The following is a 16,786-nucleotide window of genomic DNA, read 5'->3' as shown; positions in this document are numbered from 1 at the left end:
GAGGATAGACTGAATGTTGTTAATCGGTGGCCTGGTTTTTCTGCTGCTGTGTGTTTTCGGATCGTTTGCAGCGTCTGGTGGCGCCATCATGCCGTTGGTCAAGTCGATGCCCTTCGAGCTGATCACGATCATGGGGGCGGGGATCGGTACGTTCCTGATGGGCAATTCGATGTCCGATCTCAAGCATGTCCCCGGCGCTTTCAAGACAGCGATCAAGGGGCCGGATTTCGGGCGTCAGGATTACATTGATCTTCTGGGGCTGCTGTTTTTCTTTACCCGTCTGGCGCAGACGCATGGCGTGATGGCGCTTGAAAGCCATATCGAAACGCCGATGGAGAGCACAGCGTTCGCGGCCTATCCCAAGATCCGGGACAACAAACGGGTCAGAAATCTCATCTGCGATTATTTGCGCATGATCAGCATGAACATGGATGATGCATTCCAGTTCGATGAAGTCATGACACGTGAGTTAAGCAAAAATCTGAAAGAAGACACGCACATTGCGCACAGCTTTCAGACGCTGGCCGATGCATTGCCTGCTCTTGGTATTGTTGCGGCAGTTCTGGGCGTCATCAAGACGATGGGTTCAATCAGCCAGCCGCCGGAAGTGCTGGGCGAGATGATCGCCGGCGCGCTGGTCGGAACATTCCTTGGTGTTTTGCTGGCCTACGGTATCGTGGGGCCACTTGCCGTACGCATCAATTCTGTTGTCGAGGAAGATGCTCGTTATTATGACCTTATTCGAGTCGTTTTTGTCGCTTATCTGCAAGGCAATCCGCCCCAGATCAGCGTTGAAATCGGTCGTAAGGATATTCCGGTGCCGTTGATGCCGAGCTTCGAAGAGATCGACACCACGATCAGCGAACTCGCCATCGGATAAGTCGATGAGCAGGGTTCGAGTGCGTGAAGACACAAGATAAGACGGATGAAAACGGAGATCTTACGCGGTACATCACGCCAGCGGGTCTCCGTCGGATGCGGGACGAATTTTCCCGCCTTATCCGTGAAGAGCGCCCGGCAGTCGTTGAGGTTGTGTCCTGGGCAGCGGGAAATGGCGACCGGTCGGAAAACGGTGACTACATCTACGGCAAAAAGCGTTTACGCGAGATCGATCGTCGCATTCGCTTTCTGACGCGGCGTGTAGAGACCGCCATCGAAGTTGACCCCGCGCTTCAGGCCCGGAGAGACAGGGTGTTTTTTGGAGCAACCGTCGTCTACGTGGATCAGGAAGACCGTGAGACGACGGTGACGATTATCGGCGCAGATGAGGCCGTTTCCGAGCGAGGGGAGGTTAGTCTTCTTGCTCCTGTCGCCCGTGCATTGCTCGGAAAAACGGCCGGAGATGAAGTGACGCTGCATACGCCACGCGGAGCGGAGCAGATCGAAATTCTCTCGGTGGCCTATCCTTCGGTTGCCTGACATCTGGCTATTTTCCCTGAGAGCGGAACTGCTTTAAAAGTAGCCCTCTTGCAAAGGGAGTGCGCCCCATGAGTAACGGGCTTGATGTTGCCGTCCAGATGGACCCACTTGAAGGGATCGATATCAATGGCGATTCCACTTTCGCCATGATGCTGGAAGCGCAGGCGCGCGGTCATCGTCTCTTTGTCTATGAAGTGGAGACACTCGCGCTGAGCGAGGGTGGTCATGGCACGGAAAGTCGTCTGACTGCGCAGGTGCGGTCGGTCCGCGTGCAACGCCAGAAAGGTCAGCACGCTGTGTTTGGCGAACCGGAACGGGTGAGCCTGGGGACGATGAATGTCATCCTGATGCGTCAGGATCCGCCATTCGACATGGCCTATATCACGGCGACGCATCTTTTGGAGCATGTCCACGGGGTCGGCCCGGGCCGGGCGCTGGTCGTCAATGACCCGCGTTCAGTGCGCGACGCCCCTGAAAAGCTGCTTGTCACTCATTATCCCGAACTGATGCCACCCACACTGGTGACTTGGGATGTCCGTGAAATTCGTGAGTTTCGCGCGAAATGGAAGGATATCATCGTCAAGCCGTTGTTCGGCAACGGAGGCAGCGGCGTTTTTCGTATTCGTGAGGACGACCAGAATCTGAACGCGCTGCTGGAAATGCATTTCGCGCGGTCTCGGGAACCTCTGATGATCCAGCGTTACGAACCGGCGGTCAGGCAGGGTGACAAGCGGATCATTCTCGCCGATGGCGTGCCGATCGGTGCCATCAACCGTGTGCCCGCGGAAGGTGAGGCGCGCTCGAACATGCATGTCGGCGGCGTTGCCCAGCGCGTGGAGCTCAGTAAGCGGGACATGGAAATCTGCGAAACGATCGGTCCCATGCTGAAGGAGCGGGGGCTCATTTTCGTGGGAATCGACGTGATCGGAAACTGGCTGACGGAAATCAATGTGACATCCCCGACCGGTCTGCAGGAACTTGACCGATTTGAGGGCATCAACGCGGCCGGAATGCTGTGGGACTGCATCGAGGCGCGCCTCGCGTCCTGAACAGGTTCCGCATTCTGTGAAGTAGACGCCCTTTTGTCGCTCAAGGTGATTTGCCAGCGGAAGAGGCGTTTATTTCTTGGTTTTTCTGGACAGGAGACGTTCAAAATCGAGTTTGTTGTCCAGAAAAACATAGATGTCTCTTCTCCAGTAAAAAATCAGGATCGATGCCCATATAATGACGGAGAGGAGGATAAGAAGGACCTGCAAGTTTTTGTTCCTTAGGGCGCAGACGGACGCAGTTCCTGGCAGCGGCAGTCTCCGAAATACAAAACCATGGAGGCCGGTAGCAGGGCTTTCCTCTCTTCTAAGGGAAGCGGACAGCGGACAGAAGAGCGTATGGAGAGAAGCGGCCGTGAAAAGAACGGGGACATAGAGGACAGATCATCTGGTCGTCTGAAGCCGGACTTAATCCCGTTGGGGTAGGTAATTTCGCGCCAAAAACAGCAGGTGATCGGACATCTTTACGCGGTGGGGTTGGTCGTCGCCCTCTCGTGTGCCAATGTGCGGCCACAATGCTGAGCATGGCCATGTTTTCACGATGCCCTGGTCGTGTCTTTGATGTTCAACCGTGGGGCAGATAGGGCGTAATGAGCGAAGTTTTGCAGGGTGTCCGCAGCGAGTCGGCGGAAAACGTGTCTCCCCAGACAGAAGAACAGCACGGTCCTCGCGTAGCTCTGGATGCGGATGCCGTCCGGGCGGCCTATCGGCGCTGGGCAGGTGTATACGATACCGTTTTCGGCAGCGTTTCCACTTTCGGCCGCAAGCGTGCCGTCGCTGCCGTGAACCGGCTGCCCGGCTCGCGCGTGCTTGAAGTGGGTGTGGGTACGGGCCTCGCGCTGCCGCACTACACGGCTGGCAAGCGGATCACCGGCATCGACCTGTCATCCGACATGCTGGCGCGCGCCCGCGAACGCGTGCGTCGTGATCATCTCAGTAATGTTGATGCTCTTCTGGAAATGGACGCGGAAGATACGCGCTTTGCGGACGGTTCGTTCGATATCGCGGTTGCGATGTTCGTGGCATCCGTTGTCCCGCATCCGCGCAAACTCCTTACCGAGCTCAAGCGTGTAGTGCGGCCGGGCGGCTATATCCTGTTCGTTAATCACTTTCTGGCACCCAATGGTGTGCGCGGCGCGATTGAGCGCGGCATGGCGCGGGCATCGCATTCTCTCGGATGGCACCCTGACTTCGCCATGGAAGCCCTTCTTCCGCCGGAAGATCTGGTGCGGGCAAAGATCGAACCGGTCCCACCGGCTGGCCTCTTCACACTCGTAACTCTTGAACGGGATGCAGTGCCTGTCAGTCAGGAAAAGGTCGCCTGACGAACGGTCCGGGTCGCGCTGGAAGCAGGTCTGTGTGTCGTCGGACGAGGGTGGGAACGCTTTTTGTCCGGATGAATTTTCGGTAGGGTGACGTTCCTTGCCGCCGACCGGTGGCTGTGCTTCGCGTCATTGTGATGTTCAGTCTCCGTTCGATGCTACGCATGATCAACGAGAGACGTGGACGCTGATGGCTCTTCTGACTTCCGCCCCTAACAAGACCACTGGAAATCATGCGCTCTTTCCTTCCTTTGCTGTGGGAGGATATCTGGCGTTGTCGTCAGTGGTGGGGCTGATCGCCGGAACCGGCGCGATTCTTCGGCAGGTCGATGTCCTGCCTCCCGCGCTTGCAGAGCGAATCGCAACATTTCATCCCTATGCCATGCTGCTATTCGTCGGTGTTCCAGCCTTTCTTGGCGTGTTCGGGCGTCTGTTTCTTCCCCGTGACCTGAAAGTTGCTGATGTCGCCGGTCTCGCCCGCATAGATGGGATGGCGCTCGGGTTCATGCTGGCGTCTCTGATTGCGTTTCTGGTCTGCGGTTCAGTCGCGACCGGGTTGGGTTTGTGGTCGGCTGGTGCCGTTCTGCTTTCCCTTGCGACGCTGCTCTCCATTTTTAACGCCAGATCCGGTGCGGGCGTCGTGCCTCCTCGCGGGCAGGATCGCGCTGAAACCGCCACACCATTTTCCGTTTTCGTGTGGACGCAATTATGTGCGGCGACGGGCATCCTGATTGTCGCGCCTGTTCTGGCAGCCGGGGTGACCCGTGAACTGCTCGGATGGTCCGGGGATATGCCTTCCTTCGAGAAGCCGCTGACCCTCATCGTTCTGGTGGCGGCCTTCGGGCTGGCGGTCAGGATTTTTGACGCAGCCACGGTATTGGGTCGCAAGGCGCGCATTGTCGCTATTGCTGTCACTGCATTTGCCGCCGATGGAGGCGCAGTCTTCTGGGCGCGGTCAGCGTTCATTCACGCGGCTCCGGCTGATACTGCCCTGATGGGGACGGGTCTTGCTGTCGTGGCGTCTGCCGCGTTCGCGGGCCTGTGGTTGCAGACTTTGTGGCGCGTGAAGGCACGGATCAGTGTGCCGGTGCTGTGGGTGTCGGGCTTCTTCGTTCTGCTGGCAGCCGGATGGGCTGGAAGCGGTGTTCATACAGCGGTCCTGAACGGCGCTGTGTTCGTGCTGTTCGGCGGTTTTTATTGCTGGGTGAATGACGTGACCGGCGGCAGATATGCCCAGAATCTTGCCCGGGCGCAGTTTGTGCTGATGTTTTCGGGTGTTCTGTTGTCAGCCGCCGGAGCGTCCCCGGTGTTGCAGGCGGCGGGAGGTGCTGTGATGGTGGCCTCTCTGCTGGTTCTGGCTTCCGTTTTGGTCAGCATGATGCGGCGTGTAGGTGACGAGACCTTTGCTGGCCCGCAGGAGATCCGGCGATGAGCGGCACGACGGCCGACGCCCGGCCAGCCCGGGTCCGGTTCGAGGCCGCGCGGGTCGGGACCAAGGCGCAGGACTGGGTGCAGCTTCTCAAACCCCGCGTGATTTCGCTGGTGGTGTTTACCGGGGCAGCAGGTCTCTACATGGCGCCGGGTCACATGAACCCGGTCATGGCCGCGATCAGCATCCTGTGCATCTGCCTTGCGTCGGGTGCGGCGGGCGCCATTAACATGTGGTACGATCGCGATATCGATATCATCATGCAGCGGACTGCTACGAGGCCCATTCCCGGTGGCAGGATTCCGGCTGATGAGACACTGGCTTATGGCTTAGGCCTGTCTGTGTTGTCCGTCGTTCTGATGTGGCTGGCGACGAACACGCTGGCAGCCGGTATTCTTGCTTTTTCCATCTTCTTTTATGCCGTGATCTACACGATGTGGCTGAAGCGCTCGACGCCGCAGAACATCGTGATCGGTGGCGCGGCGGGTGCATTCCCGCCGATGATCGGCTGGGCCGCCGCAACGGGAACGATGAATGTGATGCCGGTGGTGATGTTCGCCATCGTGTTCCTGTGGACACCGCCACATTTCTGGTCGCTCTCGCTGTATGCCTGCAAGGATTACGGGCGAGCCGGTATTCCGATGCTGCCCGTTGTAAAAGGGGCGCGTTACACGCGCTGGAATATTCTGGCCTACACGATCATTCTGCTGGCCGTGTCACTGGTGCCTTCCATCCTGCATCTCACCGGCCTTCTCTATACGGTGACGGCGCTCGTGCTCGGACTGGGCTTTATCGCCTGTGCAGTGCGCGTTCTGCTGGAAAAGCAGGATGCGGGCGGTGTGAGCCTGGCAGGGGACAAGGCGGCACGTGTCTCTTTCCGCTTCTCGCTGGCCTATCTGTTTTTGTTGTTCTGCGGGCTTCTGGCTGATCACGCCCTGACATGGTGGATGTCGTGATGACTGTTCCGACGGATCTTACGCAAGCTGAACAGGGTGAACTGCTGCGTCGTCAGCGCGGCAGGATCATGGGACTGGTCGGGTTCACGCTGGCGATGGTGCTGGTGGTCTATGTGGTGGCGCTGATCCGTCTTTGACGGTTGGTGCCGAACACATACTATCCAGCGGCCGCAATGCGGCTATTTATGATGGCAGGCATGGGCATCACCGCTAGACTCCCGAACGAACGGGAACCCTCGGCGGTAAGAGGGGGAAACGTTCCCCCTTGTTCAGGAAGCCCGTGTCAGTTCGTAAAGCCCGATCGCGGCTGCCACTGACACGTTCAGGCTTTCCATGGTGCCCGGCATGGAAAGACCGGCAATCTCGTCGCAATGCTCGCGTGTGAGACGGCGCAGTCCATCACCTTCCGAACCAAGGACCAGTGCCGCCCGGCGCCCCTGAAAGCTTGTGCCGTCAAGGTGTCCGCCACCTGCGTCCAGACCCACCACCCAGCAATCATTCTGCTTCAGAGTATCGAGGCAGCGGGCGAGGTTCACGACGCGGACCAGAGGCACGACTTCCAGCGCGCCTGAGGCCGCTTTCGCCAGTGCGGCGCTTTCTTCCGGTGCATGTCGGTCCTGCATCACCACGCACGCCGCACCGAAGGCGGCTGCGGAGCGAAGGATCGCACCGACATTGCGGGGATCGGTAACCTGATCAAGCACCAGAACGGGGCCGGGTCGCTCCAGCGCATCCTCGATGGCAATGGGTTCCAGCGGTTCGACCAGAACGGCGACCCCCTGATGGATTGCCTCACTACCCAGCAGCGCCGTGAAGCGCGCCTTGTCAGCGCGTTCGGCCGCAGGCGGCGGCGGAACCGTCAGCCGCTCAAGGAAACTTTCCTGCGCCTCGGCGGAAAGAAGAACGCGCTGCACTGTCCGGTGCGGATTTTCAAGCGCCGCCTGACAGGCATGGACGCCTGCGATCCAGTAAGGTCCGCCGGGTTTCGGGCGACCTTTTCCATGTTGACGCTGGCCTCCTCTCGATTCCGGAGAAGAAGCAGGAGGGCCCGAACGCTGATTCTGCGGCGAGGGGGGCTTGGAGGACGTGTGACGGGGTGTGCGCATGATGTTGCTATACGACGGGTGTGAAACGGCGTCATCAGTTCATGCGTGAGATCGACAGAAGAAGTCGCCTAAAGCGGATTGACAGACAGGCTGAAGCCCCTTAATTCCACGGGCCAACGGAAGGGTGCCCGAGTGGCTAAAGGGGGCGGACTGTAAATCCGCTGGCGTACGCCTACGTTGGTTCGAATCCAACTCCTTCCACCATTCTCCTGAAAAACTGTTTTCCGCGACCTGCTGGCAAGACTGCACCAGTGTGGAGCAGAGTGTTTTTTCTCGTCTGCAAAATTGCGCGAAATAAAACCGGCCTTCCAGGTTTTGGCCTGCATGGTAGCCCCCAAATGCCTGTCACCGATGAGAGTGAAAACTGGACGCTAGGGGCGTAATGCCTTCTCACGACGTGCCAGCTTCTTTCCAGTTGCAAGTAAAAGAATTGGATTGTCCGCCCGATCAGGCGCCTTAGAGGCTGTTTCCAAAGCTCTCTTCTGGCGATTCGAAGCGCGTTTTCTGCACTCTGACGCTCACGACCTGCATGGGCGGTTCTGGTGCCCAAAACCAAAAATCATATGGCGTCACCCCGCTCCGAGGCATTCCGGCTCAGTAGAGGACTTTGGAAACAGCCTCTGAAAACCGGACGCTCTACTCCCTCTCCGCGATGCTCCCCGGCTCAGTTTCGGGACAGAAAGAACGAGAGCCTTTCCCGGATGTCGGGCGGACAGGGAAAGGCGTCTTTATGGTAATCGCTTGCGCCCGCGATTTTCTCTTCGATCAGCCGATCATGAAGGCCGCCCATCAGACCATTGAGTGTGGCGAGGAACAGCGAAACCTGATCCAGCGCATCCGATGGCGTGATGACGCGCAGCGTATCGTAGAGAGAGACCCGTCGGCTGACGATCTTCCGCAATTCATGAAACTGCTTACCGGTCAGCAGGTCCTGAGCCATTGCCGCCTGCAAACGCTGGTTTTCCGCCTGAACCCAGTCGCGGAGTTCAGCCGGTGAAGCTGGACTGAAATCCCGAAGTTCGCGCATGACCAGCCGGAATGACGGCGTGGAAAGCAGGCCGATGGTCAATACGGCCTGAAGCCGGGCCTTGATCGGTCGACCGTTCTTGAAGTCATCCTGTAAATGACCGAGTTCCGTCGTCATGAGATTCAGGAGCGGTGGATAACGATGGCGACGATCGAAGTTCGCTTTCGCAAAGCGCACCTGTTTGAAGCGGGCGCGTGCATATTTGAAGGGGAGCCGTTCTTCCGGCGGGACGTCAGCCTGACGCATGACTGTCAGAGCAAAGCCGCGCAGGGCGATCACATCCAGTCGACGTGTGAAAAGCTGCCGGGCCAGACGGTAGGCCGCGATGATGTCCGGCTGAGAGAAATCGAGCGGCACCCTTTGAGGCAGCACACTGGTGTCGGTGACGACATCATTGGCGAGGATATGACTGAAGAGCGTATCGAGCGCATCTTCCGGAAAAGACTGGTCCTTTCCGCTCATCTCCATGTCTGACAACACCGTTTCTAGCTTCCCGTATTGGTGACAGCTTCGACTTCGTTCGTTTCTTCTTCCAGGTCCCGTTGCGTGGGCGGGGAGAGGGTGCGGCGATTGAAGAAGCTTTGCAGGGTGGGAATGAGCGCACAGAGAACCAGCAGGGCAGGCGCTACGATATAGGCTCCCGCCGCACCATAGATCCCATAGTGATGGGTCAGCCAGATCAGCACGGCGAACCACACCGATGTTCCGACGACATGGGACCAGAACAGGGCTCGCGGCCGTCCCACCATGAACAGCAGCGACGGGATCGGGAAGCCGCCCATCGACAGGATGATGGAGGGGGCCATGATCATCAGCAGGGTCGCGGCGACATGGTATTTCTCGCCAAACAGCGCCGTTACGGGACGGGCGAGCACCCAGATGCCAAGCACCATGGCGAGGCCGGTTCCGGCGGCGAGGAGACCGGAACGCACGCCCAGAACCCACGGGCGCACGCTGGTCGGATCAAGGCGCATAATCTCCGGATAGAAGCCTTTTTCCATCAGCAGGGCAGGTTTAACGGCGGAACTGAGGATGGAGGTCGCGATTCTGTAGAGGCCGACGGCGGCCGGTCCAAGCATGCTGCCGAGAATGATGTTGCTTGCCGGTTCCTTGCAGGAATCGAGCGAAGTCGTGAGGTTGGTGGACCACACGAAATTCCACGCCGAAGGCAGGCTGCGCGGTGCGGCGATGAGGCTTGGTCTCAGGGAGGATGTCATGCGTCGGCGATGGAGTTCCGTGATGGACATGGCCCACAGGATGATATCGCCACCCATGTCGGCGATGTACCATGACAACAGAAAGAACGGCATGCTGAGGCCGCAAAGCCAGCACAGGCTGCATCCGATGGCCCGCAGAAGCGGCGTCGCAATCTGCTGGAGGCTGAGCAGGTCGAACCGGTCCATCACGCGCAGAATGCCTGCGGGTGTGCTGGAGGACATGGTGGGAATCAGCGTGCAGTAGCAGATGGCGAGCGGGACAATGTCGGAGGCAATGCCGAAATGCGTACCGAAAAACACGAGTCCGGCAATGGCGAGCAGCATTCCGAACAGCCCGGAGCCAGCATCCAGTCCGCAGGCGAAGCGAATGGCCCGGCTGACCGTGGCTGTGTCGCCCTGCGTCATGGCGGGGGCCGCATAACGCACGATCATCTGCCAGCTCTGGAATTTCGTGAAGGCGGCCACACCGAGAGTGTAGGTGTGGATCAGCATCACCGTGCCGAAGTTCTCGGCACTCATGCCGCGACCGGCGCAGACGAGCGCCAGCAGGCCGACAAGGCCGCCGATTAGTTTGGTGGACGCCAGATAGCCCGCGTTCCGGAGGATGGAACGCATGACACCGTCCCGGAACCAGTTTTTCATCGGGGACGTCGGAAGAAGGACAGTTCAGCCTGCGCTGGTCGGCGGATGGTCCACGCAGAATATCGACGGCTCACCAGATTATCGCTCTTTCGTTTCAGCCGAGAGTCTTGGAACACAGGTCAATGACACGCTTCAGGACGTCTTCATACGGTGCGCGGGCATCCACCGACACCACATGGGCTCCGCCGAAGGTCAGCCTGTCGACCGCTTTGACCTTGGCTTCCAGCATGGCCTGATCATGATCGGGCTTACGGCTGTGAGCCGTCTGGGGGTCAACTTCCAGCTTGATGATCAGGGAGGGCCACACGCGGGCCATCTTCTCATAGAGAGACCGTTCACTGCGTGCCAGCGCGGCAACGAAACGGTCACCCGGGCGCGCGGCCGACAGGCCGGGACCATCGCAAATGCCGGGGATCTCGGTCTGAGGATAGCGGTCCGTTACGATGGTGAAGCCTTCCTGACGGGCGCGCTGCATTTTCCGGAAGCGGGAATAGCGCAGGAGCGAGAAGCCATAGACTACGAGAGCCGTGACGGGACCGGGAATTTTCTGGCCCGGTGAGCGCGTGGTTTTTGCCTTTTTGGTCAGGACACGCTCAAGAAGGGGACCGATCAGCGGCAGGTGGCCAATGCGTCGTCCGAGATCGCCCGAGCCCAGCCCCAGATAACAGGCCATGACGGGCCTCTTCTCTCCCAAAATCCTCGTAAGGTCCGCGGTGAGGGTCGATTTGCCGGAGCCGTCGCATCCAATGAGGGCAATGATCGGGGCCAGTGGCTGACCCTTCGAGGAAGCTGCGGGGTTCAGCATGAGCATGACGGTTCCAGTTTTTGACTATCATGGCGTTGCAGAACATCCGCGATGGCGGCTTCGGCTTTAGAAATCACTGTTGCGGACGGCTCGGTGGCATCAAGGTCCAGAATGGGTGCGCCCCCAAAGTCGATTTGGGGAACATCCGCGATTTTCCGTTCCAGAGAGGCGCGTCGATGGTCCGGCTTTCGGGCAATGGCCGTTTGAAGGTCCACATTCAGACGGATGACCAGATCGGGGCGATAGCTTGCCATCCATGCGTACAGACCGCGTTCGAGGCAGGCCAGCGCCTGAACGACACCGCTGTTTTCTTCCGAAAACACAAGGCCGGGGCCGTCCATCGGGCCGGGCACAACGACCTGCGGATAACGGTCCGTCAGAATGGCGAGCCCTTGACGGTTGAGTTTCAGCATCCGGCGGAAACGGATCACACGCCGCATGGACAGTATGAAAATAATCAGCGCCGGAAAAAAGCGGGTCTTGCCGGAGGTGCGCGCCTTGTCCGTGGTCTGGACGATACGGCGGTCCATGCGGCTGCCCATAAGGGGAAGACGCGCGATGGCGCGGCCCCAGTTTCCCGTCTGCTTGCCGAGATGGCAGAATTCCACCGGACGGTCCTGGCGCATCCATGACAGAAGCGCCGAGCCGGTCGTGGTCTTGCCACTTCCGTCGGCGCCAACGAGGGCGATGATGGGGCCGCGCGGGGTCATCAGGCTCTGTCCGATCCGTGTTGAGGCATAAGCGGCATGACTCCTTCCCCCATCAGGCAGGTCGATCGTTCGCAAATGTGCCCAGAATTGATGCAGGCCGCATTATATGAAATTTATTTTTCTATCAATCGTTGTTGCAAGTTGATGACAGGTCTGCGGTGAGCACTGAAGAGGTCGTGAGAGGGCTGGCATCGGCCCCGAAAGCGCTGCAGAAGCCAGTCTTTCGGGATGGGTGATCTGTCGCTCGCAAGGTGACGATGTTTGCTCGGACATAAACGGCATAAAAAATTGCAGTGGGAGACAGGGCGAGGAAAAGGAAAGAGGATTTCCTGCCCGAGGGATGGTCGATGCTTCTCCGGGCTTTTGCCCAGCCGGAGCTTCAGTGTGCCTGATCCCGCAGTTTTCTGATCTCCGCGACGGCGGCATTCACCTGCATATCCACTCCGATTTGCCCGAGTGCGGCGCTGGCCGGACGTGGATCGCCCCCATACACTCCGTCGGCTTCAGTGGGTTTCGGTGCCGTTTTCAGGGCGCTCATCCGCACCATCGACGGATCCACGGCCAGCATGAGGGAGGTGTCGCTCAGATCGGCATGGGTCCCGACATCCGCTCCCAGACCTTTCTCGCGTAAGGCCTGCGCGTAAGGGCCAGCGATGACAGTATAATAGTCATTGACGCAGGCGGCATGCGCTCCTGTGCCGGACCAGCTTTTGTCGAGCTGCGCTGCGACCTTGCACATCTCGGCGCGATAGCCGCCATGGTCCGCGATGAAGGCGACAAGATGGAAACCCTGCACCCGAAAGCTCTCGGCGGCTGATTTCAGCAGACCATCGAACACTGCAGGCGTCACGCTGATCGTACCGGGGAAGCGCATGTGGGACGTGCGGGGTGAAGTGCTGCCCTCCGGCACATAGGCGATGACGGGCGCCACGAGCGTGTTGCCCAGTTCATGGGCAATGCGATCCGCCAGAGCCTGCGCCCGGACGTTATGCTTGCCGACGGCGATGTAAGGACCGCTCTGCTCCGTGCCACCCACCGGCACAATGATCGTCTCATATCCCGAGCGGATGGCGTCGCGGATTTCCGTCCATGTCAGGCGCTGAAACTCGACCTGCGGCGCGGCGCGGGCAGGTGTCGAAAGTGCTGCCAGCGTGGCGAGGGCGGTGAGGACACGAAGAGGGTGACGGATCATGGCAGGCTCCCTGCGGAAACGGTGAGCCTGCGGTAATGCGCGGCACGCCGGGCGGCAAGAGGCATGCCGCGAACGGCTGCGGTGCATGCCTCTGTGCCGCTGGTTTTCCGAAGGATCAGTCACGCCTCACGGCGCGCTGTCCACCAGCACCATTTCGGCATCCTCGACGGCATGGACCGTGATCTGATCCTCGTCACGGATGGCCACGCCGTCCCGGGCAGCGGCGGCCACACCGTTGACGGTGATCGCCCCATGCGCAGAGACCAGATAAAGGAAGCGGTCCTTCGTGGTCGCGTATGTCGCACTCTCTCCCGCCTTCAGGGTCGCACCCAGCACGCGGGCATCCGCACCGATCCAGAGCGCGTCGCCATCGTTTTCCCGGCCGGAAGCCAGCGGCACGAACTGCCCCGCCCGATCTCCCTTCGGGAAGGGGCGTGCCCCCCAGCGCGGCTTGTGGCCCCGCGCCGTCGGCAGGATCCAGATCTGGAACAACGTCGTCGGCTCGTCTTCGCGGTTATATTCCGCGTGGGTGATACCGGTTCCGGCGGACATGACCTGCACATCCCCGGCTTCAGTGCGGCCCTTGTTACCGAGACTGTCCTCGTGGGTGATGGCGCCAGTGCGGACATAGGTGATGATTTCCATGTCGCGATGGGGATGAGGCGGGAAGCCGTTGTTTCCGGCGATTGCATCATCATTCCACACGCGGAGCGCACCCCAGTGAACGCGCTCCGGATCATGATATCCGGCAAATGAGAAATGATGGTGGGCGTCCAGCCAGCCGTGGCTGGCGGCTCCGATGCCGGCAAATGGCCTGACTTCGATCATGGTCAACTCTCCCTTTCGATGGGAGGCGTCACCCGATGGTGCGCCTGTCTGCTGAAAGACATGGCGCTCCGAAGCGTTCCGGCAAACAGAAGCGATGGAAAGACACTGTTTCCATATGGAGTCACACGAAAGGGACGCTATGCCCCGCGCAGTTCTTTCCATGCCGCCAGCGCCCGCTCCCGAGCTATGCGGTGGTCCACGACCGGGTGAGGATAGTCGCGTCCGAGAGTGACACCACACGCCGCCAGCACCTGCTGGTCGGCAGCCCACGGCGCATGGATCATCGCAGCCGGAACGCGGGCCAGTTCCGGCACCCAGTGACGGATATAGTCGCCGTCCGCATCGAATTTCTCTGATTGCAGAATGGGATTCATGATCCGGAAGAACGGGGCAGCGTCCACGCCTGTCCCCGCATTCCATTGCCAATTCATGGGATTGCTGGCCGGATCATGATCGACCAGCGTGTCGGTGAACCAGCGTTCGCCTTCCCGCCAGTCGATGAGCAGATGTTTCACCAGAAACGAGGCGACCACCATGCGGACGCGATTATGCATCCAGCCGGTATGCCAGAGCTCCCGCATGCCGGCATCGACGAGCGGATAGCCTGTGCGCCCCATCCCCCAAGCCTTCAGGCTGGCAGGGTCCGTGCGCCAGGGGAGGGCATCGAATTCCGGTCGGAGGTTGCGGGTGGCCACGTCCGGGCGCTCGAACAGGATCGACCAGGCAAACTCCCGCCAGCCGAGTTCAGCGAAAAACTTGTCCTTATCGACGGCAGGCGCATCGGCCTGTGCAATGGCGTGCCAGAGTTGCCCCGGTGTGACATGGCCGAACCGCAGATATGGCGAGAGGCGGGATGTTGCAGGAACCGCCGGGTGATCGCGATGGCTGGCATAGTCCGGCAGCAGATCGGACACGAATGTGGTGAGTGCCTGTTGAGCAGGGGCCTCACCGGGTTGCCACGTGTCCCGCAGACCCGAGGCCCAGTCCGGAGAAACGGGCAGTAGGTCACATTGCTGGGGGGATAACTCGCTCGACTGGAAGGCTTCGGGAAGACGGGAGAAGGTCAGTTTTGCGGGAACCGGAAGAGGAGGGCGCGGTTCGCCAAGCTGTCGTGCAGCCTTCCAGAAGGGGGTGAAAACCTGAAAGGGAGTGTTCGTGCGGGTCCGCACCGTCCACGGTTCATAAAGCAGAGCGCCCCCGAAGCTGTGGGCCGGGATGCCACTGGCTTTCAGCGTGGCTTTGACATCCGTGTCGATCTCCCGACCGGTCCTGTCGTATCGCCGGTTCCAGTGGACGGTGCATGCGCCGTTTGCTCTGGCGAGAGCGGGGATCAGTTCACGGGCGCCCCCGCGCAGGATGTGCAGGCAGCCGCCATGTTCGCGCAGGGAGGCGTCGAGACTGCGGAGAGCACCATTGAGCCACCATCGGGCGGCCGCGCCAGGCAGGGCTGCCTCATCGAGGACAAAAACACAGAGGAGGGGCAGGCCGTCCTGAGCAGCGGCGGAAAGGGCAGCATTGTCGGCGAGTCGGAAGTCTTCGCGGAACCAGATGAGAGCAGGGGCAGCAGCAGGCATGAAGGGTCTTGTCGTCCTCTGTCAGGTGCGGGTCATTATGGAATGAAGCCCGCGTTCCGGACGTTTCGGGATTAGAGGGGAGCGCTACGGGCCTTCATTCGTCCGACGCTTTCCCGCTCACCCGCCAGACCGTGTTGCCCACGTCGTCCGCGACCAGCAGGGCGCCGTCCCGGTCGAGCGTGACCCCAACGGGACGACCGTGGACATGATCCTCATCAGGCGTCAGGAAACCTGTCAGCACGTCGCGCGGCATGCCAGTCGGTTTGCCGTTCTCGAAGGGGACGTAAATCACGCGATAACCGCTCTTTGGGCGGCGGTTCCAGGACCCGTGCTGGCCGACGAACAGCCCGCTGCGCCACGTATCGGGAAGCGCTCTGGCATCCATCGAAAAAGCGATTCCCAGCGAGGCGGTATGCGGCCCGATTGCGTAATCCGGCGCGATGGCCTTGCTGACGAGATCGGCGTCCTGGGGTGTTACGCGCGTGTCCACATGCTGGCCGTAATAGCTGTAAGGCCAGCCGTAGAAGGCTCCTTCCTTCACTGCCGTGATGTAGTCAGGCACGAGATCGCTGCCGATTTCGTCTCGTTCGTTGACAGCCACCCAGAGGTCGCCGGTCGTCGGCTCCCACGCCAGACCGTTAGGGTTGCGCAGGCCGGTGGCGTAAGGCGCCAGAGTGCCAGTTGCGAGGTCTAGCCGGTCGATCCGTGCGCGACCTTCTTCCACGGCCATGCCGTTGTCCGCCACATTGCTGTTGGAGCCGATGGTGACGAACAGGGCCTTGCCGTCGCCGGACGCCAGAATGTTCTTGGTCCAGTGATGATTATAACCGGAAGGGAGATCCGTGACCTTCACCCCCTGCGCCTCGATGCGTGTGTCACCCTCGTGATAGGGGAAGCGCAGGATGGCGTTGGCGTTGGCCACGTAGAGATCGTTGCCGATCAGGGCCATCCCGAAGGGGGAATAGAGATGGTCGAGGAAGACCGTCTTCATGTCGGGTGTGCCCGTGCTCTTCGTATCCCGCAGCAGCATGATCCTGTTGGGGCTGTCCCCACCGGCTCCGGCTTTGTCCATGAAGAAACCGGCGATTGTGTTCTTGATGGATTTGACGTCGGTGCCCGGTGATTCGGACTCTGCGACGAGAATGTCGCCGTTGGGCAGCCGGTAAAGCCAGCGCGGATGGTCGAGACCGTTGGCATAGACGGCGACGGTAAGACCGCTTGCGGGCGTAGGCATTTCGCCATTTTTCCATCCCACCGGCGTGGCGAGATTGACTGTCGGGAAGGTCGTGGGGTTGGGCGGCGGCAGTTGCGGCGTGGGGCCGGTTCCCTGCGTGACCTGTAGTCGGGCCGACTCTCCGTGCAGGACCGTCTTCCAGAGGGTCCCACCTAACAGGAAAACGGCAAGGGCCGCGCTGGTTGCAATGTAAACAGAGCGTCTCTCGGCCATCGGGACTTTCTTTCCTGCAGAGTGCCTCCTGCTCTTTCCCAAACAGGGAAAGGCGGGGCGTCGGAG

Annotated in this window: 16 protein-coding genes and 1 tRNA gene; 8 read left to right on the top strand and 9 right to left on the bottom strand. The window is 60.2% G+C overall.

Translation table 11 applies throughout. From position 1 onward, the window contains the following. Positions 1-13: 13 nt before the first annotated feature. The 7 genes from motA to GOB81_RS03980 all read left to right on the top strand — a co-directional run bounded on the left by motA (position 14) and on the right by GOB81_RS03980 (position 6,309). Positions 14-880: a flagellar motor stator protein MotA gene (gene motA, locus GOB81_RS04010; protein WP_173569091.1), complete on the top strand. Its 867-nt coding sequence runs from the start codon at positions 14-16 to the stop codon at positions 878-880. 23 nt (positions 881-903) lie between these two features. Continuing rightward, positions 904-1,419 carry a transcription elongation factor GreB gene (greB, locus tag GOB81_RS04005; protein WP_173569090.1) on the top strand — a complete coding sequence of 172 codons (516 nt, stop codon included), beginning with the start codon at positions 904-906 and terminating at the stop codon, positions 1,417-1,419. A gap of 68 nt (positions 1,420-1,487) precedes the next feature. Further along, positions 1,488-2,468, top strand: coding sequence for a glutathione synthase (gene gshB / locus GOB81_RS04000; protein ID WP_173569089.1), 981 nt, complete (start codon positions 1,488-1,490; stop codon positions 2,466-2,468). Positions 2,469-3,055: 587 nt separating this feature from the next. Continuing rightward, positions 3,056-3,790: a class I SAM-dependent methyltransferase gene (locus tag GOB81_RS03995; RefSeq protein ID WP_173569088.1), complete on the top strand. Its 735-nt coding sequence runs from the start codon at positions 3,056-3,058 to the stop codon at positions 3,788-3,790. Positions 3,791-3,977: 187 nt separating this feature from the next. Beyond that, a complete protein-coding gene (locus GOB81_RS03990; RefSeq protein WP_173569087.1) occupies positions 3,978-5,219 on the top strand; it encodes a heme-copper oxidase family protein in 1,242 nt (413 codons plus the stop codon). Then, positions 5,216-6,172 (top strand): heme o synthase, encoded by a 957-nt coding sequence (gene cyoE / locus GOB81_RS03985; RefSeq protein WP_173569086.1) that lies wholly within the window; start codon positions 5,216-5,218, stop codon positions 6,170-6,172. Before GOB81_RS03990 ends, cyoE begins: the two co-directional genes overlap by 4 nt. Next, positions 6,172-6,309 (top strand): hypothetical protein, encoded by a 138-nt coding sequence (locus GOB81_RS03980; RefSeq protein WP_173569003.1) that lies wholly within the window; start codon positions 6,172-6,174, stop codon positions 6,307-6,309. Before cyoE ends, GOB81_RS03980 begins: the two co-directional genes overlap by 1 nt. Positions 6,310-6,441: 132 nt before the next feature. Here the strand turns inward: GOB81_RS03980 and rlmB are convergent, their stop codons facing one another. Further along, the gene (gene rlmB, locus GOB81_RS03975) at positions 6,442-7,278 is read right to left on the bottom strand and encodes a 23S rRNA (guanosine(2251)-2'-O)-methyltransferase RlmB (RefSeq protein WP_173569085.1); all 837 of its coding nucleotides are present in this window, start codon (positions 7,276-7,278) and stop codon (positions 6,442-6,444) included. A gap of 118 nt (positions 7,279-7,396) precedes the next feature. On the opposite strand from rlmB, the gene GOB81_RS03970 reads away from it, so the two are divergent. After that, positions 7,397-7,482: transfer RNA gene (locus GOB81_RS03970), tRNA-Tyr, on the top strand. A 460-nt stretch (positions 7,483-7,942) separates the two neighbouring features. Here GOB81_RS03970 and GOB81_RS03965 read toward each other — a convergent pair. The 8 genes from GOB81_RS03965 to GOB81_RS03930 all read right to left on the bottom strand — a co-directional run bounded on the left by GOB81_RS03965 (position 7,943) and on the right by GOB81_RS03930 (position 16,720). After that, on the bottom strand, positions 7,943-8,767 hold the full coding sequence (locus GOB81_RS03965) for a hypothetical protein (RefSeq protein ID WP_173569084.1): 825 nt from the start codon (positions 8,765-8,767) through the stop codon (positions 7,943-7,945). 23 nt (positions 8,768-8,790) lie between these two features. Beyond that, a complete protein-coding gene (locus GOB81_RS03960) occupies positions 8,791-10,137 on the bottom strand; it encodes a lipopolysaccharide biosynthesis protein (RefSeq protein ID WP_242010038.1) in 1,347 nt (448 codons plus the stop codon). Positions 10,138-10,258: 121 nt separating this feature from the next. Then, positions 10,259-10,969 (bottom strand): nucleoside/nucleotide kinase family protein, encoded by a 711-nt coding sequence (locus tag GOB81_RS03955; RefSeq protein WP_173569082.1) that lies wholly within the window; start codon positions 10,967-10,969, stop codon positions 10,259-10,261. After that, positions 10,963-11,679 carry a nucleoside/nucleotide kinase family protein gene (locus GOB81_RS03950; RefSeq protein ID WP_173569081.1) on the bottom strand — a complete coding sequence of 239 codons (717 nt, stop codon included), beginning with the start codon at positions 11,677-11,679 and terminating at the stop codon, positions 10,963-10,965. The genes GOB81_RS03955 and GOB81_RS03950 overlap by 7 nt, the downstream gene beginning before the upstream one ends. 379 nt (positions 11,680-12,058) lie before the next feature. After that, on the bottom strand, positions 12,059-12,871 hold the full coding sequence (locus GOB81_RS03945; protein ID WP_173569080.1) for a creatininase family protein: 813 nt from the start codon (positions 12,869-12,871) through the stop codon (positions 12,059-12,061). Between the two features lie 126 nt (positions 12,872-12,997). Beyond that, positions 12,998-13,699, bottom strand: a complete 702-nt coding sequence (locus tag GOB81_RS03940; RefSeq protein WP_173569079.1) for a pirin family protein — start codon at positions 13,697-13,699, stop codon at positions 12,998-13,000. Between the two features lie 137 nt (positions 13,700-13,836). Next, positions 13,837-15,273, bottom strand: a complete 1,437-nt coding sequence (locus GOB81_RS03935; RefSeq protein WP_173569078.1) for a cryptochrome/photolyase family protein — start codon at positions 15,271-15,273, stop codon at positions 13,837-13,839. Positions 15,274-15,367: 94 nt separating this feature from the next. Continuing rightward, positions 15,368-16,720, bottom strand: coding sequence for a PQQ-dependent sugar dehydrogenase (locus GOB81_RS03930; RefSeq protein WP_173569077.1), 1,353 nt, complete (start codon positions 16,718-16,720; stop codon positions 15,368-15,370). Between the last annotated feature and the right edge of the window lie 66 nt (positions 16,721-16,786).

The organism is Acetobacter conturbans (assembly GCF_011516755.1).
Lineage (GTDB): Bacteria > Pseudomonadota > Alphaproteobacteria > Acetobacterales > Acetobacteraceae > Acetobacter > Acetobacter conturbans.
Note: the sequence above shows the minus strand (reverse complement) of the source record. Positions and strands in the feature narration are given on the sequence as shown.